Below are 24785 nucleotides of genomic sequence, written 5' to 3'. Positions count from 1 at the left end.
ATTGAACAGGTTGTAAATTGAGGCGTGAACGGCGGCGAATTTCTGCAAACTTCGCATCTGTATGAAACGCAACATGGCCTGCTCTCGTCGTCGGAAGGGAAGGTGAGAGTTCTCGGCTCTGTTGTTCAACCAGCGCTCAGTTTCTTGCATATTCGCCGCACCAATGTCTTTCAGAGCAGCGCCATATGAACGCAGCCTGTCGGTGACGATGACGTCTGGTTGGCCATGTTTACGCACTGTTTTCTTTAGGAATTTCAAGGCTGGCTTCTTGTCGCGGGTCTTCGTCACGAAGCTTTCCAGGACTTCGCCTTCATGATTCACGACCCGCCACAAGTAGCGCCTTTCACCATTGATCTTCACGAACACATCGTCCGGATGCCATCGCCAGCGGCTGGACTTCATTCCGGCTACGCAGCGTTTTTTTGATCTCGGCCGCGAAGAGCGGCCCGAACCGATGCCACCAGTACCGAACGGCTTCATGACTGACGTCGATGCCGCGCTCATGCAGAAGATCTTCGACATTGCGCAGTGGGAGCGGAAATCTGACGTACATCATCACCGCAAGGCGGATGACCTCGCGGCTGGTTCTGAAGTAACGGAACGGGTTGGGATTGCTCATTCAGGAGGGGTAGGTACCGGTTGCGGAGGTCACAAGTTCAACCCTCTGACACTGCCTTTACCGGGCTTTGGTTGCAGGCGAACCAGCAGACCATGGTACCAAGGGTCTCGGCGCGACGGGCGAATGCCTCGGACGCCGATGCCGCGGTGGTGCGAAAGCAGATTGCCATTGGCGATGCGGCGGAAAACTGGGTTTGGATTGATGCCCGGGGGGATTTGCAGAGCGTCCTGACCCGCGCCAGCGCCGCGTTGTGACCCCCGGATTTTCCAAACTCGCGGATTGCCCTCGGTTAAAGCCATGCCCCGCATTTTGGGCAAGAGTGTAATGTCATAAACGCAAATGGGCTTTGGCAAGCATGCAGATTCAACGCCGGGGCCGGATGCCGCGCTCGGTCGCGTCGTCGGGAGTTGCGTCGAGAGTGATTGATATGAAAATAGTTGACATTATAAGACAGCCTGCGGTTACCATCCCGGTCTCTGCCAGCATTGCCACAGCCGCACAAAGGATGCGCGCATGGAATGTCGGTATCCTAACCGTATTGGATGAGGAGGACCGGCTTGTCGGCGTGATCACCGATCGCGATATCGTGGTGCGTTTCGTCAGCCGCGACGAGACGGCGATGCATGTTCGGGTGGGGGACGTCATGACCCCCAAGGTGCTGACCTGCTTCGACAGTCAGACGATCGAGGATGCAGCCGCCGCCATGGGGGACCATCAGGTTCGCCGCCTGCCGGTCTGCGACGAGGCGAAACGTCTGCTTGGGGTCTTGTCGGTTGACAGGATCGCCGAGGAGTATTCGGAACATCTGGCGGGCGAAGCGCTGGGCGAGATCGTGGAAACACGAGGCGGTCAGGTGACCAAGGACCTACACCGCTGACCGGTCGGCATCGGCCTTGCTGCATGGCCGGAACGCATGGTGTGGACAAGGGTTTTGGTTTCGAACCCGGTCACATTCTGGTGGGGACGATCTCTCGTTTGAGTTCTTCGATGTCGACACCGGCCAACCGGGCCAAGGACGGGGCATCCAAAATTCGGATGTCCATATGATCATGCATCTCCAAAATCCCGTTGCGGACCATGCGACGCATGGTCCTGCAGACATGTACCGAAGACAGCCCGACATAATCGCCTAGCTGTTGTTGTGTCAGCGGGATATGGAATTGATGGCATTCCGACCCGCAGGCCGGGGCGAGCCGGATGCAGAACTCCAGCAGCGCATAGGCGACGCGCATTTCGGCCGTGCCCTTGCCCAGCCGCAGTATCCGTTCATCGCGGCGCGCCTGTCTCGCGGCCTCTACCAGATGCGCCAGATGGTACAGTTCAGGCCACTCACTGATCATGATTTCCCAGCTGCCGTAGGATATGGCGGCAAGCGACGCATCGGTCAGCGCCTCGATCGTGACCGATGAGGTCGTGCCATCGGCCGCGACCGGGTCGACGATATCGCCAGGCAGCGCGAAATCAATGATCTGGTTCTGTCCGTCCTCTAGCGCTTTGGACAAGGCGATCCACCCATCGAGCACACAATACACGACGTTGCATTTGTCGCCTTCAAGAAGCAGCGTGGCGTCCTTGCTGAAATGGTGGGGATGCCGATTGGACACTGTCTGCAACATGAGCGGAACGGCTTCACCGCCGATTCCGGAAAACACCCTTGCGGCGGCATGCGGATATTCTGCGAAGAGATATTCAGCGAACACTGTGGAATCCTCCTTGCGGCGTCGAATCAGCTTGATTGGAAACTTCGAATTCATCCGTTTCGGGCGGCAACTAAACGGTTTGGCCGTTTTCGCGCCCGTGTGATTGTGTAGCACAGCAAGAGACGGGCCTATTGACTCGCGTCAATCCGCAGCGCGGGCCAATTGCCCGGCAAATACGGCAGGAGTGCGTGTAGGCCGAAAAATCAGGGGAATTTAATGGGCTGGCCTATTTTGACCTGACGCTTTGCGGCATGAGCGCGCATGTTGAGCAGCGATCTACCGCCGGTTTTCCCGCGCTTGGCCTTTACGAAGGTTAATGCCGACAATGGGTCGAACGCCGAGAATAGGCTTCGCGCAGGATCGATTCGACCCCTTACGTCAGGAGAAATGAAATAGCACGCTCGCAATCCGGGTGATTTGATGGAAGACGACACCAATGGGCAGCTGACCCGCGCCCGGCATTGATCTGACGGACGCTGACGCAGAAATGGCAACACCCCCTGCATCCCCGCCCATGCAAGCCGAAGCAACGAGGCGGCAGCCGAGTGGTGCGGTTCATTCCGTTTCCACTACGGATGCGCTGAAGCTGGTTGCGGCGGCGTCGGATGGGCTGAGTTCGCAAGAAGCTGCGCATCGGCTGAAGGTTCATGGGCCGAACCGGTCGCCCGAACCGCAAAGGCAAGGCGCTGTGCTGCGGTTTCTCCGCCAATTTCACAACGTGCTAATCTACGTGCTGCTTGTTTCTGCCGGGGTTACGGCGGCGCTTCAGCACTGGGTGGATACCGGCGTGATCCTTGCCGTGGTGCTGGTGAATGCCTTGATCGGGTTCTTGCAGGAAGGCCGCGCTGAACGCGCGATGGAAGCGATCCGTGAAATGCTGGCGCCGCACGCCACCGTCTTGCGGGACGGGCGCCGCAGGTCGGTTGACGCCGCCGATCTGGTGCCGGGTGATATCGTCCTTGTCGATGCCGGCAGTCGCGTCCCAGCCGATCTGCGACTTATCGAGGCGCGGGGTATCCGGGCCGAGGAAGCGATACTGACAGGCGAGTCCGTTCCAGTGGACAAGGCGACCGACCCGGTCGAGGCGCAAGCCGCCATCGGTGATCGGAGTTCCATGCTGTTCAGCGGAACGCTCGTCGTGTCAGGGGCCGGGCGCGGTGTGGTCGTTGCGACGGGGAGCAATACCGAGATCGGCCAGATCAGCGACATGCTGACAAGTGTCCAGACACTCTCCACACCGCTTCTGTACCATATGAATATGTTTGCGCGATGGCTCACGGCATTCATCCTACTGATTGCCACCAGCTTGCTGGTCTACGGCTATTTCGTCAGACACCTGCCGTTTGCCGAACTGTTCATGGCAGTGGTTGCGCTGTCCGTCGCCGCAATCCCCGAGGGGCTTCCGGCGGTGCTCACCATCACGTTGGCGGTCGGGGTTCAGGCGATGGCCCGGCGCAACGCCATCGTCCGCCGCCTACCGGCGATCGAGACTCTTGGCTCGGTCTCGGTGATCTGTACCGACAAGACCGGCACGCTGACGCGCAACGAGATGATGGCGGCATCTCTCGCCACGGCCGGACAGGTATTTTCGGTCAGTGGCGATGGCTATGCCCCCGAGGGCGCGTTGCGCCGTCGGCAAGAGGGTGCGATGGGCGACGACCATGAGATCCTTATGGAATTCGCTCGCGCCGCCGCCTTGTGCAACGATGCGAGGCTTCGCGCGGAAGAGGACGGATGGCGTGTCGACGGCGACCCTATGGAAGGCGCGCTTCTGGCGCTTGCGGGCAAGGTCACAGGTGAAACCGACGATCCCTTTCCCGATTGGACCCGAACCGATGCGATCCCTTTCGATGCGGCGCATCGCTATATGGCCGTGCTGGACCATGATCACGACGGACACGCCAACATCCATGTGAAGGGCGCACCCGAGGCCGTGCTGGACATGTGCACAACCCAGCGCGTGTCAGATGGCGACAGGGCGCCGCTCGACCCCGGCTATTGGCACGAAATGGTGGAAGAGCTTGCCGCCGATGGGCAACGTGTGATCGCGATCGCCATGCGTGCGGTACCGCCGGAGCAAACGGTCCTGAACGCAAGCGATCTGGAGGAGGACCTGACTCTGATCGGTCTGATCGGCCTGATCGACCCGCCGCGCCGTGAAGCGGTCGAGGCCGTCGCCGAATGCCATGCCGCCGGCATCGCGGTGAAAATGATCACCGGAGATCATGCGGCGACGGCGCGCGCCATAGCTGCGGCCATCGGTCTGAAGCATTGTCAACACGTGTTGACCGGCGCAGATCTGGAAACGATGGACGACACGGCGCTTGCCGCTGCGGCGGCGGACGTGGACGTGTTTGCCCGCACCTCGCCGGCCCACAAGCTGCGCCTTGTGAAGGCGTTGCAATCCCGTGGGTCAACCGTTGCGATGACCGGTGACGGGGTGAACGATGCCCCAGCGCTTAAGCGCGCAGACGCCGGCATCGCGATGGGCAAAAAGGGCAGCGAGGCGGCCAAAGAAGCCGCCGATCTGGTTCTGGCCGATGACAATTTCGCCTCGATCGCTGCTGCCGTGCGCGAGGGGCGCACGGTTTTTGACAACATCAAGAAGGTGATCAGCTGGACATTGCCCACCAGCTTCGGTGAGGCGGCCACCATTGTCGTTGCGCTGTTTGCCGGGCTGGCACTGCCGGTGACGGCGGTGCAGATCCTTTGGATCAACTTGGTGACCGCCGGGACACTGGGCCTTGCGCTGGCCTTCGAGCCGTCCGAGCCCGGCACCATGCGCCATGCGCCGCGACCGCGTGGGGCGCCTCTACTGACGGGCGGGCTGGTCTGGCACATCGTGCTGGTCTCGGGGCTTTTTCTGGCGGCGGGATTCGGTGTGTTCTTTTATGCGCTCGACCAAGGCTATCCCCTGAGACTCGCGCAGACCATTGCCATGAACACATTGGTCGTGCTCGAGCTATTCCACTTGTTCTTCATCCGGAACATCCACGGTACGTCGCTGAGCTGGTCGGTGGTCCGGGGCACCAAGGTGATCTGGGCCTGCGTCGGCACCGTCGTGACAGCGCAGTTTGCCATAACCTATTTTCCGCCTTTACAATCCGTCTTCGGCACACAGGCCGTGCCGCTTTTCGACGGTCTGCTGATCGTCGCCATCGGTGCCGTTTTCTTCGTGCTGATCGAAACGGAAAAGCGGATGCGGCTTGCTTTCGGAAACGCCGATTCCGGACGCGACACGCTTTGATGCGGAACCGTGAAAGACAAATGGGGGCGCAAAGCTTCATGCGCCCCCCAGGTGTTGGGCATTCAAGCGGCGGCGGGCTCTATTTCTCGGCCTTCACCTCAATCTTGCGGCTGGGGTGCTGTGCCTCGGGCTTTTTCGGCAAATGCACCGTCAACACGCCGTTCCTGAACTTGGCATCGATCTTGTCCTGATCGATACCTTCCGGAAGACGGATCGATCGGCGAAAGGACCCGAAGCTGCGTTCGCAGAGGTAATAGTCGCCTTTCTTGTCACCTTTTTCGGTTTCCTCCCTTTTCTCACCGCTCAGCGTCAGGGTGCTATTGGTGACCTGCACGTCGATGTCGCTTTCCGCCATCCCCGGAAGCTCGGCAACCAGCTTGACCTCGTCTTCCTTGTCGATGACATCAAGTTTCGGAATCGAGGCACCTGCAGAAAGCCTTGAGGCGGTTGGCTCGGCTCCCGGACGGCGCCAGCGCTGGAACGGCGCAAGGGCGTTGCCCGAATAGAAATTATCGAACAGGTTCTCGATCTCCTCGCGCAGTTCCCAGAACGGATGCCACGTCCGCTCGGGAGCGGTCCGGGGGTCGCCGGCTTCAGTTTTCACAGGGGTTGTTTCCTGATCTTGTGCCATTTTGTCCTCCTTTCATGTTGATCGTGGTATTTTCGATTCCTCTGATGAGACACTATTGCGCCTGTTGAGCGGCGCCGCCTTAACCGAAGTAAATCCGACAGTCGAAGGCGCGGCCGGTGGCCGAAAAACCGGCTATTCGCCGGTTGCGCCCGTGATCGGATAACCCGCGGCGACCCAGCCGTCGTAGCCGCCTTTCATGCTGATGGCGTTCGGGTAGCCCAACTGATGCAGAAGCGGCAGGGCCAGCGCTGAGCGATGGCCGGACTTGCAGTAAACGGCGATGATGGTCGATCTGTCCTTAGGCAGTTTGGCAAGGCCTGTCTCGGTTGCCAGCTTGGTCAGGCGGATTTTCACCGCGCCCTGCACAACCCCCTTTTCCCATTCCTCTGGCTTGCGCACATCAAGGTAGAAAACCGGCACGCCGGCATCGCTGCTGGTCTTGAAGGCGTCGGCTCCCTGGACACCCCATTCCGGCGCCATGTCCCGGATCTGAGTGAGAGACGTGGTCCAGCGGGCCAGCTCGTCAGCATTGAGCGCGGCGTCGTTGGCGGCGGCAGGCCCTGTCCCCGAGGCCAGGACGACAATGGTGGCGCAGGCGATGCGTTTGAAAGGGTTGCTTCGGGTCATGGGGGGTCTCCTTCGGTCTGGCTTCGTTTGGGTGCGGATGTCACGGCCACGGCACGATGACGTCGCGATTTGCGGCGGGCCCGTTGGGCAGCAGATCGTCCTGATCCAGGAACAGGGTTTCGTTCTCGTGGCAGGCCGCGCAGCTGCGGTTCTGCGGGGTCACACGGCGAATGTTGTGCGGGGCGGCGGTTTTCCAGTTCGGATGGGCGTCGAACCCGGGCATGAGCGCCGTGCCGAAATGATCGAAACTGTCGCGCGCAACCGGATTGTGGCGCAGTGTCACAAACCCGAAGGGATAGCTTTCCGCCGTGTTCCGGCCGACCTTCAGTGTCATGTCCTTCGAACCGGCCCGGCGGAAATAGAGTCCGTCCTCTTCGCCTGTATGGCAGTCGAAACAATTCTGGTACGGCTGGGCGTGGCAGACTTGGCAGGCGACCTTGGCGTGCATATCACCGTGCGCGGGCACATTCGTCCGTGATGCCACGTCATGGCAATCGGTGCATTGCGCGCGGCCTTCGACCTGCCAGCGGGATTGATACAAGCGGCCATCGCCGTGTAGGTCATTGGTGTGGCAATCGAGGCAATGCATCCCGGCCTCGAAATGAACGTCAGGGTCCAAGTCTTCAAACTGACCAAGGTATTCTCCACCCGCGCGCGATCCGTGGCAGAGCGCGCAGCTGTCCTCCATCGGCGCCTGCCGCAGGAATTCGTGGCCCTTGATCAACCCACCACCCACGGCATCCGGCATGGAGATGTGACAATCTCCGCAGGTGGTGTGACAGGTTGCGCAATCGGCCTGCCACACAGGTTTCAGCGAGCCGAACTCCGTCTGGCCGGTCCTGAGCTGCAAGGCATGCGCCATCCCGTTCAGGGTTTTGTGCAGGCTGCTGTCATGTCGTGCCACGATCTTTGCGTGACAATCGGTGCAGGTCTCGTTCGGGTCGCGAAGGTCCTGATGGGCGGCCCTGTGCCCCGCGGCATCAGGCTGGCCACCATGGCAGCCGGAACAACCCAATCGTCCATGGATAGTTTCGGGGAAAGCCGAGTTGACAAAATAGCCCAGAAAAGGCGGGCGCGACGGAGCTGAAGCGCATCCATCCTCAGAAGGCGCCTTTGGCGATCTGACCATCCCTATGAGGTGTCCGGCATTGCCGTGGCAGGTCAGGCATCCCTTATCCGACGGGGTCTGATCCGTCGAAGGAGATGACTCCGTATCACTCACGGTTTCGAGCCAGTATTCTATTTCCGCTGTGCCGAACGTCTGTTCGACACAGTCGGGACGACCGATTGTGGAACCGGCCTGAGCCGCGGCAGCGGTTGCAGAAAAGAGCAGGCAAAGCACTGCAAACAGCAGTGTGCGCATCGCAGTGCTATCGGGTTTCATAGCCGGATCATGTGCCATAAACGCCATGCTCCACAGACTTGGGGCAGTTCGCCGCCTGCCCCTATCGGACCTTGTGAAGATACCGGTCTCTCCGGCGCGCGCGCATTAACGCGCGTCAAGAAGGCGTTTCCGGGGCAAGGATCTCCCGCAGGTATCCATCGTATAGCGCCGCGACGCCCGGCCGGTTCAGGTGGTCGGTATCAAAAAAGTAGCCCGGATCGGTCAGTGTCTCGCTCAGATTGTGGTAGGGGATGCCGCGCGGCTCCAGACTATCTCGCAAAAGCCGGTCAAAACCGGCCTCGTCCGGCAGGGCCGCCCGGAACGCATCCGGCAGTGGCAGCTTGACCACGATGACCTCCATGCCCCGCGCCTTAGCAACTTCGAAAAGCGTTGTCAGGACATCGAGATAGCGGGAGATTGCGTTCACCTGCGGCGGTTCGGGGTAAAGGTAGTCGATCCGGCCTTGTACCGCGTGCCGGGACAACCGGACCTTGCGGTCGAAATCTGCCGCACCGCCCCAACCGGCTTGCGGGAACCGGTCGGGTGGGTTGAGTTTTGAAAAACCGGTCAGATAGTCCGCCAAACCGGCCGGGTCGGTGCCATAGCGAGCTGAGATTTTCGCCATGTTACGGGCTGTGGACAGACGCAATGGCGTTTTCCGCAAGAGTTTGCGGTCGCTGATCCGTGCCTCGTTCCAGTTCGGTGAGGTGAAGGCGAAGGTATCGACGACATAGAGCAGGCGGCGGGGCGCGATATCGTGCAAGGCTTGTTGGAAGACAAAACGGTTGTAAAGCGGTCCGGCACCGACCTCGGCCAATATCACCATCGACTGGTCGCTCTCCGCCTGTAGCCGTCCGGGAACATCCCCAAAGGCCAGCGGCAAGGCGTGCGAAGCGCCAAGAACGACCCAGTCGACCTGTTGTCCCTTCAAAGCAAGCAGTTTCTGAAACGCCGTGTCTTCACCCTTTCGCGCCACGGCGACCTCGGCAATCCCTGCCGCCGCGACGTATAGCGCCAAGAAGCAAGCCGCGAACCCAGCGATCAAACGCCGTGGGAAAGGCTGAACGGGACGGTCTGCAATATCCATGGGAAACTCCGTCAGAATTGCATGTAAACAAAGGCTTCGCCCTGCCAGCGGCCAAATAACAGCAGCGCGAAGAGACCGGCATAGATGGCGGCCCACCGCAGCGCGCGTGGTGCCGTCGATAGGCGTTTTCTCAGGCCTTTCTTTTCCATCAGCAGTTCGACAGAGAGCAGGCCGACGATGAGTGCCGCCAAAAATCCATGCTCAATGGTAAACGGATAGCGGGCGATCAGGCCGGGAAGGTCCGGCAGCGCAGCCCAGATGCGGGTGATCACCGTCACCCCGTCCCCCAGGTTGGCGGCGCGAAAGAAAACCCAGCTGACCAGTACGAGGTGGAAGACCAGCAGGGTTGTGAGAACGCTGTAAAACCCGACAAATACACTGCCCTTCAGGCGCACCCGGATGGACCGCCGGACCGGGCTGAGGGTACGTTCGACGCACAAATACCCGCCATTCAAAGCCCCCCAAGCCAGGAAACCCCAGCCAATTCCGTAGCCCAGCCCGGCGTGCCAGATGCCGCTGACCAGAAACACGATCATCAGGCCCAGATACATCCGCAGCGCGGTACGGGACCCTCCCATGAACGGGTAATATAGATAGTCGCGGAACCAGTCGGCCAGCGAGATGTGCCAGCGCCGCGACCAGAATTCGCTGATCGACTGCGCGAAATAGGACCGGCGAAAGTTCTCCGATAGACGGATGCCGAACAGCTGAGAGGCGCCGCGCGCCATGTCGGTATAGCCCGAGAAATCGCAATAGATCTGAAAGGCGAAGAAATAGGTGGCGATGACCAGTTCCAGCGGTACCGCATAGCCCGGGATCGCATAGGTGCGATCGACGAAGGGGGCGAGGTTGTCGGCCACCACAACCTTTTTCACCAATCCCCACAGGAACAATTGTCCACCCAAGGCAAAATGTACTGGTTTCATGGGCGCGCGGCGGACTAGTTCCGAGGTAAAGGGGCCGATGCGTTCGATTGGGCCGGCCAGCAGCTTGGGAAACCAGGCGAGGTAGAGCAGATCCTGCTGGGCGCTTGCTGCGGTTTCGTCCGGTATCCGATAGCGGTCGATCATGAGAGCGATGGCGGTGAAGGCGTAGAAGGAAAAACCCGCCGGAGCAGTCAGTCCGATCCGGGGCAGCCATGGGATGCCCTCGACCAGCGGATCGTAATACTTCAGCATTCCCATAAGGCACAGAACCGCGGCGATCCCCGCCCCGAGGGCGAGTCTCCGCCTCGGTGCATTGGACGTGGACAGGTATCTTCCTGCCGCCAGAGTGATCAGCGCGATAGCCCCGAGATAAGCAAGGTTCGCAATCGCGAAACTGGCGTAGAACCCAAGGCTCGCCAGTAGCAGCCAAGGAAGTCGCCATGACGCTGGTAACCACCAGAACAGCGCGACGCCGACCGGCAGGAACAGCAGAAATTCAAGCGATGTGAACAGCATGCCTTCCTCCCGTCAGCCGGTCGTGGCACACCCTCAGTAAGATGCGCCGCCGGCGCGCAGCGCCGGCGGGATCAGGTCAATCGGAATGCCCGCATTGATGACCAGGTAGTCGGCCAAAAGCTGGCGTTCCTCGGGCGTGGTTTTGATTTCGATGTGACTTGGCGAGTTCATTGTCCCTAGCCAAGCCTCGCGCGTGCGATCCTGAGTGATCGTAACCGTGATTATGTGGCAGGACTGGCAAAGAGCCAATGCCATGTCGCGACCGTCGCGCGGTAGATCCACGTCTGGGTCGTCCAGCGGGGCGCGCACGGCCAGATACTGCGCCAGCGTCTGTGCTTGCCAGTCATCCAGCGCGTCGATTTGCGGCGCGGTGTCGGCGGCCTTGGCCAATAGATCGCGCCAGTATGCTGCGTCGCCGTTTGCCGACTGCAGCGCGGACTCGAAGTCAGCCGGCAGACCCTCACTGCGAATACTTTCAAGGAGGCTTCGCCCGCCATCGGGGATGAACGAAAAGATGTCGTCCTCCTGCGATGCAGCGGAGCTGCCGAGTACGACAGCAGCCAGCAGGGCGGCGATCCGCGGTACAAGTTTGATCATGGTGTCACTCCTCCTGCACGCCGTTGGTCCTTAGAACCGCCACTCTGGCGGTACGTCCTCGAAATTCAGTGGCATGTTCAGGGCCGAATAGCCGGCGAAGGTGTCGCGCTCGACTTCGGTCATGGGAATTTCGGTGTGAAACGGCGCCTTGAAGGTGCCCTTCCAGCCGGTTTCGTCCCGATCATGCATCAGATAACCCGAGAACAGCGAATGGCAGAACTGGCACTGTGCGATCGCCAAGTCCTTCCCGTCCGGTGGCAAGGCATCGGCCAGATCGTCTGGCGACACCTTGGCGAGCGCCGCATCCGCCAGCGGCAGGTTCAGCGCGGAATATCCCGCTAGGGTCTTCGCCGCGATCTCGCTTATCTCCGGGTCCTGCGCGCGGGCCCAATCAGCCCAGTCGTCGGCCTCGGCCTCCCGTGTCAGGACCGCCTGCCGGGTGTCGGGCTCCAGCCCCGCCACCAGTCGGGCCAAGATCGTCCGGCCACCATCGGGCATGAATGCGAACTGTTCCTCGGCGGCCCAGCCTGCCACGGCGAGGAGCGGAGCTAATGCAAGCAGAACAGCACGGCGTGTCATGTCTGTTCCTCCCGGCCTCGGCCCTGTGGCGCATAGGCATAGACTGGTACCGAGAGGGTGCGCGCGGGTGAGCCCTCGGCCCCCTTGCCCGCGCGCATCAGGTCCAGTGCCATCGCGGTTTCATCCTCGAAGTAGCGCTCGCCGCAGCGGGTGCAGACCAGCGCCGGGATGTCCTCGATCACCACCAGATCGTCTCCGCGCCAGAGGGCGGTGCTGACCCGGTCGCGACTCAGCGTACCCGCGGCGCAACTGGTGCATTGCTCCTGCTGCGCCTGCTTTCCCTGCTGCATCTCGTCAGACAAGAGCACGGGCCGCCCCTTTGATGCCTTCGGCATTGGGCCGCATCCAGGTGAACATCTCGGGCGAGGCTGGCGGCGGCGCGTCCGGGAACGCCACGCGTTTGACCTTCACGCCATCGACATTCTCGACCGCGCGAGCAATCACCTCGGCGCCCGGGCAGAGCGTGTAGTAGGACTGGTCCACGGTCAGAAGCCGCTTGGTCTTGGCAACCGAATTGACGATGGTCTCGGTGTCCATCGCGTTCAGCGCGCGCAGGTCGATCACCTCGACGCTCATGCCTTCTTCGGTCAGCGTCTCGGCGGCTTCCAGTACCCCGGGCATGCCCGCGCCCGAGCTGACAATGGTCAGGTCGCTGCCCTCCATCCGCACGGCAGCCTTGTCAAGCGGTACCTCAAAGGCATCGTCCGGCACTTCCTGCGTTAGGGTTCGCAGCCCGGCGGGGTAGAGATAGACCACCGGATCGGGCGAGCGTATAGCGGCGTGCATCATGCCCTTGGCGTCATATGGCGTGGAGGGAACCACCGTGCGCACACCGGGGATATGCATGTAGTAACTGTCTTCCTCGTAGCAGGAATGCTGCTGCCCGAAGCCCGGCGTCTGGCCGGTCATCTCGATGATCCAGACCACGGGCATCTCGGCAAGCCCACCGGTTTTGTGACGCAGCTTCCCGGCCACGTTCTGGATTACCTGGAAGGGTATGAGCGCGCCCTGATAGGGAATGTAGGTCGCGGATTTCGACCCGGCCAGCCCGGCACCCAGCACGGCGGAGGCCATCCAGTTCTCGTCGATGCCGGTGTTGACCACGCGCTTGCGCCCGAACTCGGTCTCCAAGTTGATCACGGGCATGTTGGGGTTCGACGCGACCGGCGGGGTCAGTTCGAAAATCCAGGTCATCGCCGGATCTTGCTGCATTTCGTATTGTACGGCCTCAAGGACCGAATACATCCAGCTTTTCTGTGCCATTGTCTTGTCCTTTCAAAATGTCGCCAGTCGCCTCAACCGAATTGGCGGGCGGGTACGGTGCCTTCGGCGAAAACATGTTTGAGCCCATCCTCGGGGGCGCAGAGCGGCTGGCTCAGCCCCCATTCGAAAGCCTCGGCGATCTCGGCCTTGACCTCTTCATCAATCTCGGCGGCCCGGGTTTCGTCGACCACGCCCCAGTCAACAAGGATCTTGCGCGCGATATCTACCGGGTCGCGTTGCATCCATGCGCGGACCTCGCGTTCTGGCCGGAACGAGGTGATCGCCAGCGGGTCGTACCCGAATGCACCCAACTCACCGGCCTTGGCACCCGGGGCCCCCCAGTGGTTGTAATAGCGATAGGTCTTGGCCTCGATAAAGGTCGGGCCGCCCCCGGCGCGCGCGCGATCCACCGCCTCTTTTGCGGCGTTGTAGACCTGGACCACGTCCTGCCCGTCGACGATCTCGGTCTCGATGCCATAGGCACCGGCGGCTTCGGCGATGTCCTTGTGAGGACAGGAATAGCTGTAGTGTGCATACTGGTGGTAGAGGTTGTTCTCACACACATAGATCAGCGGCAGGTCGAGCAGCTTCGCGTTGTTGAGCGTCGAGTGGAAATGCGGCGCGGCATAGTTGCCGTCCCCGGCGAAGACGACCGCGACCTGGTCCGACCCGCGCGCTCTGAAGGCGAAGGCCGAACCGGACGCGATCACCGGCGCCGGACCAATCATGCCGTCCGCCCCGATGAAGCCCACCGAGGGGTCAGAGATATGCATCTCGGCGCCATATCCGCCATTCATCCCGGTCGCGCGGAAATCCATTTCCGCGACCATTTTGGGAATGTCCACGCCCTTGGCGATAGCATGTCCCGAAGGCCGGTGCGACGAATAGACGACATCGATCTGGTCAAACGGACCGTCATTGCGTAGCGCGGCGCAGACGCCAGTGGCGACCGCCTCCTGCCCGGCATAAAAGTGGTTATAGCCCCGGTAATCAGGGTTGCTCAGCATCTGGTCGGCTTGGGTACGTTCATGCCAGCGGATCTGAAGGATCGTCCGGTACATATCGATCAGTTTTTCGTCAGACAGATCCTTGGCAAAAAACCCGATATCTCCGGTGGCCAATGCACGCCTTCCGGTGGTGGAAACCACCGCGCCGGTAAGCGCGGCGAGTTTCAGAAACCCGCGCCGCGATTCGGAACTGGGTGCTTCGCCGCCGCTGGGCTGCGGTGACGGCTTCAAGTCATATGTCATGATTGCCTCCTCCCAAAATGGTTCCGCAGCATCCGCCATGCGGGCGGTCTCTGCGTCCTCAATCCAAGAAAGGGTAGGCGTCGCGGAATGAAACGTCCTTGACGCGTGTTAATCGGCGATCAAAAACGAGCGCCCTGCTTGTCAGCCAAGCTTGCCCGCCAGATATTCCACCGCCTTTTCGAGGGTTTCGAGACGCGGATAATCGGTCTCGGGGACCGAAACGCCAAGCCGTGTTTGGATCGCCGTCACCAGATTAAGGATATCCATGGAATCAAGTCCCAGATCATCCATCAGGTGATCCTTGTCCGAGACGGTTTTTCCGTCGATATCGGGGGCTATGCGGGTCAGTTCATCGACAAAGGCGGTTCGTATCTCGTTGCGGGTCATGCGGCCTCCAGAGTTTACGTGGTAGGGGCGTGGTCATTTCTCATCTGTCTCGAGGGTCGAGATATCGCCCTCGGGCAGGCCCAGTTCGCGCGCCTTCAGAAGCCGGCGCATGATCTTGCCAGACCGCGTCTTGGGCAGGCTTTGGCGGAACACGATCTCACGCGGGGCCACCGCCGGACCAAGCCGCTTACGGGCGTGGCCGCGCAGGGTGCGCTCCATCTCGTCCGACGCATCGAAACCGGGGTTGAGCACGACATAGGCTTTCACCACTTCACCCGCGGTTTCGTCGGGAATGCCGATCACCGCGGCCTCGGCCACCGCGTCATGCTCGATCAGCACGCTTTCCACCTCGAACGGGCCGATAAGGTGGCCCGACGACTTGATCAGGTCATCCGCCCGGCCGACGAACCAGAAGTACCCGTCGGAATCGCGCATTGCCAGGTCGCCCGACAGGTACCAGCCATCACGGAAGCACTTTGCGTACCGCGCCTCTTCATTCAGGTAGGCACGCATCATCGACGGCCAGCCCGGGCGCAGAGCCAGTTCGCCGACCTCTTCTGGTGCGCATTCGCTGAGTTCGTCGCCTGCGGTCTCCACGATGCCTGCCTCAATCCCGGGCAGCGGTTTGCCCATAGAGCCGGGCTTGATGTCCATCGCGGCGGTGTTGGCAATCATGATGCCGCCGGTTTCCGACTGCCACCAGTTGTCATGGAACGGTTTGCCGAACACCTCCTTGCCCCAGACGACCGCCTCGGGATTGAGTGGCTCCCCCACGCTGGCGAGGAACTTCAGGTTTGAGAAATCATAGCCCGCCGCCGCGTCCTGTCCGGCCCGCATCATCATCCGGATCGCTGTCGGCGCAGTGTACCAGATCTCGACCTTTTCGCGCTCAAGCGTGCGATACCAGCGGTCCAGATCATATTCGGCCTCGTCGACGACCATGGTGACGCCGTTTACCAGAGGTGAAATGATACCGTAGGATGTGCCTGTGACCCAGCCAGGATCGGCCGTGCACCAATAGACGGAACCAGGCCGCAACTCGAGCGCGAAGCGCCCCGTCGCCGCGTGGGCGACGACGGCTTCGTGCACATGGACGACGCCCTTGGGCCGCCCGGTGGTGCCGGAGGTGAAGTGGATCAGCGCCATGTCCTCTGGGTCGGTTTGCATGACCTCGAACCTGTCCGGCGCGCGGTCCATTTCCGGCCCGAGCGCGATGCAATCTTCGGGGGCGTCATCTCCGACGATCAGCACCAGTTTCAGCGACGGGATTTCGGCCCGCCACGAGGCGATCTTGCGCCGGTAGATCGCGGCGGTGGTGATCAGCGCGCTGGCCTCGCCGATCTCCATACGCGTGCGCACGGGCTCGGGGCCGAAGGCCGAAAATAGCGGGGTGAAAACCACCCCGGCGCGCAGCGTTCCAAGTGCTGCGAAATAGAGTTCGGGGACTCGGCCCATCATCGAGAACAGCCGGTCACCCTTGCCGATACCATGCCTGGTCAGGACGCTTGCGAATTTCGAGGCATTGCGCTGAAGATGCTCGTAGGTGAAATCGCGTGTCTCGCCAGACGCGCCCAGCCACCTGATCGCGCATTGCGCGCCATGTCCCGCGGCGACATGCCGGTCAAGCGCCTCGTGGGCGATGTTCAGCCCGCCCCCCGGCAGGCCGCTCAACTCTTGGCGCGCATCATTCCAGGAAAAATCCTTCCGCGCCTTTTCGGTGTCGGGTAGCGCGGCGTTTGCCCTGTCGTTTGCCGATTTCGTGATCGTGTCCCAGCCCATGACCTGCTACCCCCCGTAGGTGCTTCAGCCCGCGGCGGGCTGATCCTCGAGCAGGAAACTGATCTTCGCGTTCACGCGGTAACTGACGATCCTGTTGTTCTCGACTGCCGCGTTCATGTCCTTGATGTAGACAGACTTGATGTTGCGCACCGTCTCCGATGCCTTGGTGACGGCGGACTGGGCCGCGTCCTCGAAGCTTTTGTTCGATTCCGCCAGCACTTCGACAACCTTGAGTACAGACATTTTGATCCTCCTTGCAAAGTCCAGCGGCGACGCTGCAGCACTGGACGGATCCAGTGTAGAGCAGGTCGGCGCTCGCTGCTTTAACCTCCGGCAAGCATCCCGGGGTCATCTGCCGGATTGGGATAAGGCGACTGCAGGCACAGCTGCGTTGACCCGCGTCATGGCCTGTGTGCTAAGACAGGTCGTCCGCTTCATCCATCAGTCGGGCGACCTCGTCATCGGATGTCTGGCTAAAGTCCGCATAATGCGCGCCGACGCCGAAAAATGGCTGAGGCTCGAGCAGACAAACAACCTCATCGACCTCTTCACGCAATGCGCCAAGCGTGTCTGGTGCGGCGACGGGGACAGCCAGGATCAGCTTGCCCGGAAGGCGGCGCCGCACGGCCTTGAGCGAGACGCGCATCGTCGCCCCAGTGGCTATTCCGTCATCAACGACAATGGCAGTCCGCCCTTCAAGAGGCACTGCCGCGCGGCCTTTCAGATAGATCGCCCGTCGGCGCGCGATTTCATCCAACTGCGCCTTCGCTAGGTGCTCTATGTCCTCGCGCGACAGCCTGGCATGCGCCGCAATGCTCTCGTTGATGATGAGCTGTGAGTCGTCACCGTTGACCACTGCGGCCACCGCCAGTTCCGGCTGCCCGGGCACACCGATCTTGCGCACCATCACAAGATCCATCGGTGCGCCAAGCTCGCGCGCGACCTCGATCCCTACCGGAATGCCACCGCGCGGCAGCGCCAGGATCACGGGATCCTTCAGCCTACGTCCGGCCAATTCTGCGGCAAGGGCCTTGCCAGCTTCGGTTCGGTTAAGAAATCCATCCATGAGGTCTCTTCCACAATATCTGTTGGTCGTTGCTCGTCGCCCGAATTCGGTCACCCGAAGGAGTCTTCGGCAGATCTCTCGGGATATCCGGCAGCCCCGATTTCCTGCCGCACTGCCACATGGTTCATGATGTCTTTCAGCGTCAAAATGCCCTTCAACTTACCATTGCTGGTCACCAACAGGCGGCTGGTGTTGTGCTTTCGCATGATATCCATCGCATGCGTCACCGAGCTGTCGGGTGACACTGTCCTGTCGAGCGCATCGCGGGACAGAACATCGAACGCGGTCAGGCGCGCCCTCTCCTTGACCGCCAGTTTCCCGATATCTTCCAGCCGGACCCATCCCAAAAGAACCTCACCCCGCACGACCGGAAAAACCTTGTGCCCAAAGCGGTAAAAGTAGTCTTCGATGATTTCATCAATGGGCATATGGGCCGGGATGATTACGGGGTTGCCCACCATGAGCTGCCGTACTGGCACATCATCCAGGTAGGTCTTCATGACCATCTGGACCTCCGAGGACCGCGCGGCGCCGATGATGAACAGCCCGATCAGCGCCTGCCACATCCCCGCGACGAAATTGCCGCTGATGATGCTGAAGACGCCCAGCACCATCATGAAGGTGCCCAAAATGCGACCGGTCCCAGCCGCCAGTTTGGTCGCGCGTTGCAGATTGCCCGTCCACCCCCAGATCGCCGCACGGAATACGCGGCCCCCATCCAGCGGGAAGGCCGGAAGCAGGTTGAATGTCGCCAGAATGGTATTGATCACGGCGAGATATGAAAACACCGCCGCCAGCGGCGCCCCTGCGGTGGCGTCGGGCAACAGCCCGGCGATAATGTAGAAAGCAATCGCCAGCACATAGCTTGCGATCGGTCCTGCAAGCGCCATCAGGAATTCAGATTTCGCGCTTGGCGGTTCCTTCTCCAATTCCGCGACCCCACCGAAAATGAAAAGGGTGATTCCGGCGATGGGGATATCGAATTGCCGTGCCACGATCGCGTGCGAGAATTCGTGGAAGATGATCGAGAAGAACAGCCCAAGCGCCCCGACGATGCCGAGGACAAGCGCGGTATTGGGATCCAGCCCCTCGATGACCGCCGGGAAATACCCACGTGACAACGACCAGACAATCAGGATGGCCAGAAAGAACCAGGTGAAATCCAGGCTGACGCGGAAGCCGAGAATGGAAAACAGGCCGATCTTCTTGCCGAACATTTCCTCGTATCCTTCGCTACGTGGCTTGCGGTGTGCCGCTTTGCCCTACACCGGCAGGATCGTCCAAGCGTTAACCGGGATCAATCAATCCGACGTGCAGCGGATTACGCAGGTTAAAACGTTTCGCGAAAAGCCTGACTTGCAGCTGTTGGCGAAATGCAGTGCAACGCCAAATCGTCGCCCGCTTGTCGCCTTTCGCTGATGCATCAGGTCAAAGGCGGAACGCCTCAGGGTCAGCACCTATCAATCCCTTGTCGCTTGTGTGGCAGACTTCGCGCCGGGCGGCCTCACAAGCAACGCGCCTATCGGTTGCCGCGGCAGGTGTCGCACGACACCCGCAGTCACCTGAGCGTGGACGAGGCGGCCCGGCGCGGGGCGCAACTGCCCGTTCTGGTCGCCCACCGCTGATTTCGATCAAGGCCGCCCAATGGCGCCCATAGTAGGGTGCAAGGACCAATCGACCAAAGCTTCGGGAGGTTCGGAATGCGGGCAATGGTCTTCGACGGGACGTCGCCACAGCTCAAATTATCTGAAGTGGCTGATCCTTTACCCGGCGCGGGCGAGGTGCAAATCAGGGTTGAGGCTTGCGGTGTCTGTCGGACTGATCTTCACGTCATTGACGGGGACTTGAAAGAGCCGAAACTCCCTTTGATCCCGGGCCACGAAATTGTCGGGCGTGTCGAACGGATCGGGAGTCATGTGTCGGGATTCAAGCCCGGCCAAAGGGTGGGTGTCCCTTGGTTGGGTCGCACCTGCGGCACATGTGACTACTGTCGGAGCGGGCGTGAGAACCTTTGCGACGCACCCGGCTTCACGGGCTACACGATCAACGGAGGCTATGCAGAGCTTTGCACCGCCGATGCACGGTTCGTCTTCTCGCTTTCCGAAGAGGTAAAGGCCGCATCGCTGGCGCCACTTCTTTGTGCCGGTCTCATAGGGTATCGGTCCTACAAAAACAGCGGCGATCCACGAAAACTCGGGATTTATGGGTTTGGGGCCGCAGCCCATATTCTTTGCCAGATCGCACGGCACAAGGGCATCGAGGTCTATGCATTTACGCGGGAAAACGACCACGCCGCACAGGTTTTCGCAAAAAGCCTTGGGGCAGTATGGGCCGGTGCTTCTACGGCTCCATCCCCGGAACCCCTTGATGCCACGATCATATTCGCACCCGTCGGTGCCCTTGTGCCGAGAGCACTAAAGTCGGTTCGCAAGGGTGGTCGGGTGGTTTGCGGTGGCATCCACATGACCGACATCCCCAGCTTTCCCTATGCGGACCTTTGGGAGGAGCGGTCGATCCTGTCAGTGGCAAATCTGACGCGCTCGGACGGTGACGAGTTCTTCCCGCTGGCGCAGGAAGCAGAAGTGAAGACGCAGACGGTTTCTTATCCATTGGAGCGCGCCAACCAGGCAATTGATGATCTGAGGTCAGGGCGGCTTCAGGGCGCGGCGGTATTGATCCCGTAATCCCAAGACGTCGCTGCGGCAGCCCCACAGCTTGCGCCGTGAACCAAAGATATGTTTTTGAGGGACTTGACTGAATGAACCTTGTTTTATTGGGATTCCTTGGCAGTCTGGCGGCCGGAGCAATGACTGCATTCGGTGCGTTGCCAGTGCTTTTCGGACATACGGTCAAACCGGCCACGACGGATGCACTCTTGGGCTTTGCTGCAGGGGTTATGCTCGCGGCCTCGTTTTTCTCGTTGCTTGTGCCCGGTATCGAAATCGCATCGGATCACTATGGCCCGGGTTTCATTCCCGCGGCCATAGTGACATGCGGGCTATTACTGGGAGCGACTGTCATCCTGTTTCTTGACGAACGATTGCCGCACGAGCACTTCGTAACCGGTCGGGAAGGGCCGGAGGCAGCGGAAATCAAGCGGGTATGGCTTTTTGTCATCGCCATCGCGCTTCACAACCTGCCGGAAGGAATGGCGGTCGGCGTGGGCTTCGGTGCCGGAGACATTCTTGCCGGCAGCAAGCTTGCTTTCGGCATCGGGCTTCAGAATGCCCCAGAAGGCCTGGCCGTCGCCGTCGCACTTCTCGCCAAAGGGTATTCTCGTTCCTACGCCTTTATCATCGCCGCACTTACCGGGGCGGTGGAACCCGCTGCCGGTTTGCTCAGTGCAATCGCGGTAAGTTATTCGGCGGCTCTTTTGCCTTGGGGGATGGCAATGGCGGCCGGAGCGATGATTTACGTGATCAGTCACGAAATCATTCCCGAGACTCACAGTCACGCCCACCAGAAGATTGCGACGCTTGGACTGCTCGCCGGGCTCGCTTTGATGATGTTACTGGATGTTGCCCTCGCATAGCGGCAAGGCATCAGAAGACGCACTGGGAAAGCGTGCGGGCATGGCTTGGTTTGTGACAAGACTCTAACGCGCGCATCGCAAAAGCCTTGCTTGGTTCGCAGGTTTTGACGTTGGGCCGAGCACCTGCGCCTTGCGCCACCGCAGGACGCCCAGACGGACTACGGATCAGCGTGGCCCTGATCTGTTCAAGTCAGGCCAGTTCAATCAAGGCAATCAATGCAAGGCCAATGGCACTGAAGGAAAGCAGCAGCCACAAAACGGCTTTTCTGTAGGAAGCTGGACGCGCCGATGCGAAGTGTCGGGAACCCAACCAGACGCCCAATGCCAGAATCGGCAGGGAGAGCGCTGCACGCGTTAACGCGATGGTATCATAGTACCCCGATCCGGCAAGAAGCGTGAGGGTCCAGAGATCGGCGGCGAAAAGGTAGGCAATCATCGTCGCGCGCATCTGTGCCGCGCGTTCATCTGACAGACTGAAGAACAAGGCCAGTACCAGCCCACTGAGGGCCACCGCACCGTTCACGATGCCGATCGCAGATCCCGCTATCGCGTAGGAAACGAAAGACAACCGCAATGGTCGCAAATGCGAAGAGACCAAAATCAAGCTGGATAAAAAAATGAGACCCAACGCGACGATGCGAAGGGTCAGATCGTTAAAGTACCCAAGAAAATATATCCCGATTGGCGTGCAAACGAGGCCGGTTCCCAGCAGGATACCAAGCTCACGCCATTTGACATCACGAAAAATGCCGCGCGCCTGTCCCGAGGAGGCGGCCACCTCCAGCGCAATGGACAAAGGTACGAGTTCGACAACCGGCAAATTGAACGCCAGACCGGTCAGGAAGACTGCCGTAAAGCCAAATCCGGAAAAGCCGCGTATATACGATGCCGCAAAAAGTACCGCCGCATACCAAATCAGATCTGGAACGGGCAGAAGTAGAAGATCTTCCATTAGTGACCCGCGATTTTGTGTTCTGAAACGGCAATACACAAGCTCTCAAAGTGGTGAATAGAGTGCGTCCGGTTCCACATTTATTCAAAGCAATTGTTATGTTCATACTTACTCAAAAAATGGCGTGACTTTTGTTTTGTGTGATTGGAAATAGTACCGTTCGGCGATTTCGTCTTGGATAGGTTCGAGATAATATGTGACCGCCAGAGCGCGTCTCGCGGTCATGCAAATAGGTTTCGGCTCGCTCGTACCACGATCCTCCATTTTTCCGCCATGAAGTAGTCGCACCAAACTGGCAATTTTGAAGTGTCGTGACCCGGCGCATTACTTCCCAACACTATGACGTCACAGACGTCTGGAAACGAAAAACGATCACCGCGCCGTTTTCCTTGACCATGCAAAGCCGAACCTTCGTGGCTTGTGAGGGTGCCATTATCGGGTGTCACCGCTTCCGGCTCGCCGCCGAGTAGCTTTTTGAGGCCCGCGCGCAGCCTTCACTCGGCCGGGACCTGAATTGACTGGAGGTAATGCACCAGCGCGTAAATCCGGTTTCTCACCCGCAACTCGTTCAGCTCGTCGGGGCCCCATTGGCCTGTTGCTGCCGTCATGTAGCGGTCGCCCCACACGGGCATCTTGCTCTCGCCATGGGCAGCCACTTCGGCGCGCCCGTCGATCACAGAATATACCCTCTCTACCGGGAACGTACCGCCATTGTCGGCCGCCAAACGGGTCAGGTCGCCGGGGTTTACACCGCGGAACACACGGGTCAAGAACCCGGCTCCCTTGCCGTCCTCACCATGGCAAGACGCACATGAATTGTTGAATTCCCAATCCGTCGGGCTGATTACCACGGGTTCCCGTGTCTCGGGGTCATAGGTCGGCTGAGCCTGCAACGGCACGCCGCCGGCATAGACTGCCACGACAAGGGCCATTGCCACCATTCTTGGCAAATATGCCATGTCAATTCTCCTTCCTCGCTAAAGAATAATGGGAAGCTGATGCACCATGCCGCCGAGCTCATTAACACTGGTCAATCGGCGGCTCTTATTTCGTCGCAACCGCGATAGGCTGGTTTGTCCCGCGTCTTATCACTTCGTGATCCGCGCAGCGAATGTCCTGTGTGGATGGCTCCTGCATAGCAAGACATTTTTGATTTGATTTGTGCATTTGTCAGAAGCAGTCATGTGTCCGGCCTGTTTGCGCGGTTTTGACCGCTGGCCCTGATGGGTTCCGCAAACCAAGTTCCTTACAGCTTAGCGGGCTATGACGCCCGGGACATTCGGCGGAGTGTCTTGGTTTTGGCGGCAGACTTATGCACCATCATCTCGCAGGTCTTGCTAACTCGTTGTTCCTTTCTTCTCAGACTGCCGCACGGGGGCTGTAGGGTTCGTCGCGGGTTAGGACAGCCCAGACGATCCGGGCGGTCTTATTGGCCATGGCGACAGTTGCGACACGGGCGGGTTTGCGTTCGAGCAGTGACGTCAGCCACTTGCTGGCACGTTCGGGGTGGGACCGTGTTTGTCGGACCAGTGATGTCATGCCGACGACAAGCAAAGAGCGTAAATACTGGTCGCCCATCTTGGTGATCCGCCCCAGCTTTTCCTTGCCTCCGCTGGATTTATTTGCAGGCGTCAAGCCCAGCCAGGCGGCGAACTCCCGGCCATTGCGGAACTGGTGCCCGTCGCCGATGCTGGCGATGATCGCAGAAGCCGTCACCGCGCCGACGCCAGGTATTGTGCGCAACAAACGGACACGCGCATCTTCTTTGGCCACTTGCTTGAGGCGCTCTTCATACCATCGGATCCGTTTATGCAATGCCATCAACTGTTCTGACAGGTTGCGGATCACCTCATTGGCGATGTCTGGCAAGTCGAGCACTTCACCCAGTGTGATATCCTCAGCAAACCCAATCACGCGGGCCAGTCCTCTGGGGATGTAGACACCGAACTCAGCAACCAGGCCACGTAGGCCGTTGATCAGCTGCGTCCTTTCACGGACCAATAGGTCGCGAGCCCGATGAAGCGACAGCAAAGCTTGTTGCTCAACCGTTTTGATCGCAACAAAGCGCATCGTGGGCCGTGTCACGGCTTCACAGATTGCCTCGGCGTCGATTGCATCTGACTTACCTCGCTTGACGTAGGGCTTCACATACATCGGTGGGATCAAACGCACCTCGTGGCCTAAGGCCGTCAATTCGCGGGCCCAATGATGGGCGCTGCTGCAAGACTCCATGCCGATCAGGCAGGGTTCTAACTTAGCAAAGAACGGCAGAAACTGTGCCCGTCTCAGGGGCTTGTTGAACAACACAACGTCGTTCTCTGCGATACCATGGACTTGGAAAACGTTCTTCGCCAGGTCAACGCCGATTGTGGTAACTTGCATGGGGTGGCTCCTCTCAAAGCAGATTTAGACACCTGCATTATGGCGCATTGCGACGCCGGTTGAAGCAGGAGCCATCCACCCCATCAGCTATCGCAAATCGGCGTCTGGGGCCTTGGATCCGCTCTGGGCTGGGCGCGGCCGATGGGAAAGATATCGCGAATTCGGTTTAGTCCCGCGTTGCCAACCATCATCCTTTGAAAATGCTGCGCCATGGATGAATGGCCGGTTTGGTCAAGCTGCGGCGCGGCATCGGCGTGGTGG

General features: G+C 60.1%; 24 protein-coding genes and 1 pseudogene. 5 read left to right on the top strand and 20 right to left on the bottom strand.

Features of this window, described 5'->3' with window-relative positions:
- Nucleotides 1-619, bottom strand: a pseudogene (locus QZ498_RS15055) (IS6 family transposase); the annotation flags it as partial.
- A 92-nt stretch (nt 620-711) separates the two neighbouring features.
- Here QZ498_RS15055 and QZ498_RS15050 point away from each other — a divergent pair.
- Together QZ498_RS15050 and QZ498_RS15045 are read left to right on the top strand one after the other, a co-directional pair.
- Nucleotides 712-873 (top strand): hypothetical protein, encoded by a 162-nt coding sequence (locus tag QZ498_RS15050; RefSeq protein WP_294623690.1) that lies wholly within the window; start codon nt 712-714, stop codon nt 871-873.
- Nucleotides 874-1046: 173 nt separating this feature from the next.
- Nucleotides 1047-1496 (top strand): CBS domain-containing protein, encoded by a 450-nt coding sequence (locus QZ498_RS15045; RefSeq protein ID WP_294623688.1) that lies wholly within the window; start codon nt 1047-1049, stop codon nt 1494-1496.
- 70 nt (nt 1497-1566) lie between these two features.
- Here QZ498_RS15045 and QZ498_RS15040 read toward each other — a convergent pair whose 3' ends face one another.
- Entirely contained in the window at nt 1567-2319 is a 753-nt protein-coding gene (locus tag QZ498_RS15040) for a Crp/Fnr family transcriptional regulator (protein ID WP_294623686.1), read from the bottom strand.
- Between the two features lie 487 nt (nt 2320-2806).
- On the opposite strand from QZ498_RS15040, the gene QZ498_RS15035 reads away from it, so the two are divergent.
- Nucleotides 2807-5566, top strand: coding sequence for a cation-transporting P-type ATPase (locus QZ498_RS15035; RefSeq protein ID WP_294623684.1), 2760 nt, complete (start codon nt 2807-2809; stop codon nt 5564-5566).
- Between the two features lie 79 nt (nt 5567-5645).
- Here QZ498_RS15035 and QZ498_RS15030 read toward each other — a convergent pair whose 3' ends face one another.
- From QZ498_RS15030 to QZ498_RS14960, 15 genes are all read right to left on the bottom strand, one after another.
- Nucleotides 5646-6197, bottom strand: a complete 552-nt coding sequence (locus QZ498_RS15030) for an Hsp20/alpha crystallin family protein (RefSeq protein ID WP_294623682.1) — start codon at nt 6195-6197, stop codon at nt 5646-5648.
- 132 nt (nt 6198-6329) lie between these two features.
- Entirely contained in the window at nt 6330-6824 is a 495-nt protein-coding gene (locus tag QZ498_RS15025) for a rhodanese-like domain-containing protein (protein WP_294623680.1), read from the bottom strand.
- Between the two features lie 40 nt (nt 6825-6864).
- On the bottom strand, nt 6865-7728 hold the full coding sequence (locus QZ498_RS15020) for a hypothetical protein (protein ID WP_294623678.1): 864 nt from the start codon (nt 7726-7728) through the stop codon (nt 6865-6867).
- A 595-nt stretch (nt 7729-8323) separates the two neighbouring features.
- Entirely contained in the window at nt 8324-9295 is a 972-nt protein-coding gene (locus QZ498_RS15015) for a hypothetical protein (protein ID WP_294623676.1), read from the bottom strand.
- Nucleotides 9296-9306: 11 nt separating this feature from the next.
- Entirely contained in the window at nt 9307-10737 is a 1431-nt protein-coding gene (locus QZ498_RS15010; protein WP_294623674.1) for an MBOAT family O-acyltransferase, read from the bottom strand.
- A 33-nt stretch (nt 10738-10770) separates the two neighbouring features.
- The gene (locus QZ498_RS15005; RefSeq protein WP_294623672.1) at nt 10771-11334 is read right to left on the bottom strand and encodes a hypothetical protein; all 564 of its coding nucleotides are present in this window, start codon (nt 11332-11334) and stop codon (nt 10771-10773) included.
- Between the two features lie 30 nt (nt 11335-11364).
- On the bottom strand, nt 11365-11913 hold the full coding sequence (locus QZ498_RS15000) for a hypothetical protein (protein ID WP_294623670.1): 549 nt from the start codon (nt 11911-11913) through the stop codon (nt 11365-11367).
- Nucleotides 11910-12248 carry a type II toxin-antitoxin system MqsA family antitoxin gene (locus QZ498_RS14995; protein WP_294623668.1) on the bottom strand — a complete coding sequence of 113 codons (339 nt, stop codon included), beginning with the start codon at nt 12246-12248 and terminating at the stop codon, nt 11910-11912. The genes QZ498_RS15000 and QZ498_RS14995 overlap by 4 nt, the downstream gene beginning before the upstream one ends.
- Complete coding sequence (locus QZ498_RS14990) at nt 12208-13176, bottom strand: transketolase C-terminal domain-containing protein (protein WP_294623666.1); 969 nt, start codon at nt 13174-13176, stop codon at nt 12208-12210. The genes QZ498_RS14995 and QZ498_RS14990 overlap by 41 nt, the downstream gene beginning before the upstream one ends.
- Before the next feature lie 32 nt (nt 13177-13208).
- Nucleotides 13209-14426, bottom strand: a complete 1218-nt coding sequence (locus QZ498_RS14985) for a thiamine pyrophosphate-dependent dehydrogenase E1 component subunit alpha (RefSeq protein WP_294623664.1) — start codon at nt 14424-14426, stop codon at nt 13209-13211.
- A gap of 141 nt (nt 14427-14567) precedes the next feature.
- Nucleotides 14568-14813, bottom strand: a complete 246-nt coding sequence (locus QZ498_RS14980) for an acyl carrier protein (RefSeq protein ID WP_294623662.1) — start codon at nt 14811-14813, stop codon at nt 14568-14570.
- Nucleotides 14814-14846: 33 nt separating this feature from the next.
- A complete protein-coding gene (gene acsA / locus QZ498_RS14975; RefSeq protein ID WP_294623660.1) occupies nt 14847-16592 on the bottom strand; it encodes an acetate--CoA ligase in 1746 nt (581 codons plus the stop codon).
- A 24-nt stretch (nt 16593-16616) separates the two neighbouring features.
- The gene (locus QZ498_RS14970; protein WP_294623658.1) at nt 16617-16835 is read right to left on the bottom strand and encodes a dodecin family protein; all 219 of its coding nucleotides are present in this window, start codon (nt 16833-16835) and stop codon (nt 16617-16619) included.
- A 172-nt stretch (nt 16836-17007) separates the two neighbouring features.
- Complete coding sequence (locus QZ498_RS14965; protein WP_294623656.1) at nt 17008-17658, bottom strand: phosphoribosyltransferase; 651 nt, start codon at nt 17656-17658, stop codon at nt 17008-17010.
- Between the two features lie 50 nt (nt 17659-17708).
- A complete protein-coding gene (locus tag QZ498_RS14960; protein WP_294623654.1) occupies nt 17709-18875 on the bottom strand; it encodes a site-2 protease family protein in 1167 nt (388 codons plus the stop codon).
- A gap of 483 nt (nt 18876-19358) precedes the next feature.
- On the opposite strand from QZ498_RS14960, the gene QZ498_RS14955 reads away from it, so the two are divergent.
- Both QZ498_RS14955 and QZ498_RS14950 read left to right on the top strand, forming a co-directional pair.
- A complete protein-coding gene (locus QZ498_RS14955; RefSeq protein WP_294623652.1) occupies nt 19359-20342 on the top strand; it encodes a zinc-dependent alcohol dehydrogenase family protein in 984 nt (327 codons plus the stop codon).
- 74 nt (nt 20343-20416) lie between these two features.
- Nucleotides 20417-21190 (top strand): ZIP family metal transporter, encoded by a 774-nt coding sequence (locus QZ498_RS14950; protein ID WP_294623651.1) that lies wholly within the window; start codon nt 20417-20419, stop codon nt 21188-21190.
- 190 nt (nt 21191-21380) lie between these two features.
- Here QZ498_RS14950 and QZ498_RS14945 read toward each other — a convergent pair whose 3' ends face one another.
- The 3 genes from QZ498_RS14945 to QZ498_RS14935 all read right to left on the bottom strand — a co-directional run bounded on the left by QZ498_RS14945 (nt 21381) and on the right by QZ498_RS14935 (nt 24524).
- Nucleotides 21381-22142 (bottom strand): sulfite exporter TauE/SafE family protein, encoded by a 762-nt coding sequence (locus QZ498_RS14945; protein ID WP_294623649.1) that lies wholly within the window; start codon nt 22140-22142, stop codon nt 21381-21383.
- A 494-nt stretch (nt 22143-22636) separates the two neighbouring features.
- A complete protein-coding gene (locus tag QZ498_RS14940) occupies nt 22637-23101 on the bottom strand; it encodes a cytochrome c (protein WP_294623646.1) in 465 nt (154 codons plus the stop codon).
- A 400-nt stretch (nt 23102-23501) separates the two neighbouring features.
- Nucleotides 23502-24524 (bottom strand): IS110 family transposase, encoded by a 1023-nt coding sequence (locus tag QZ498_RS14935; RefSeq protein WP_294623644.1) that lies wholly within the window; start codon nt 24522-24524, stop codon nt 23502-23504.
- Nucleotides 24525-24785: the final 261 nt, after the last annotated feature.

Origin of the sequence: uncultured Roseovarius sp., from assembly GCF_913057115.1 — a bacterium.
Taxonomy (GTDB): Bacteria; Pseudomonadota; Alphaproteobacteria; order Rhodobacterales; family Rhodobacteraceae; genus Roseovarius.
Note: the sequence above shows the minus strand (reverse complement) of the source record. Positions and strands in the feature narration are given on the sequence as shown.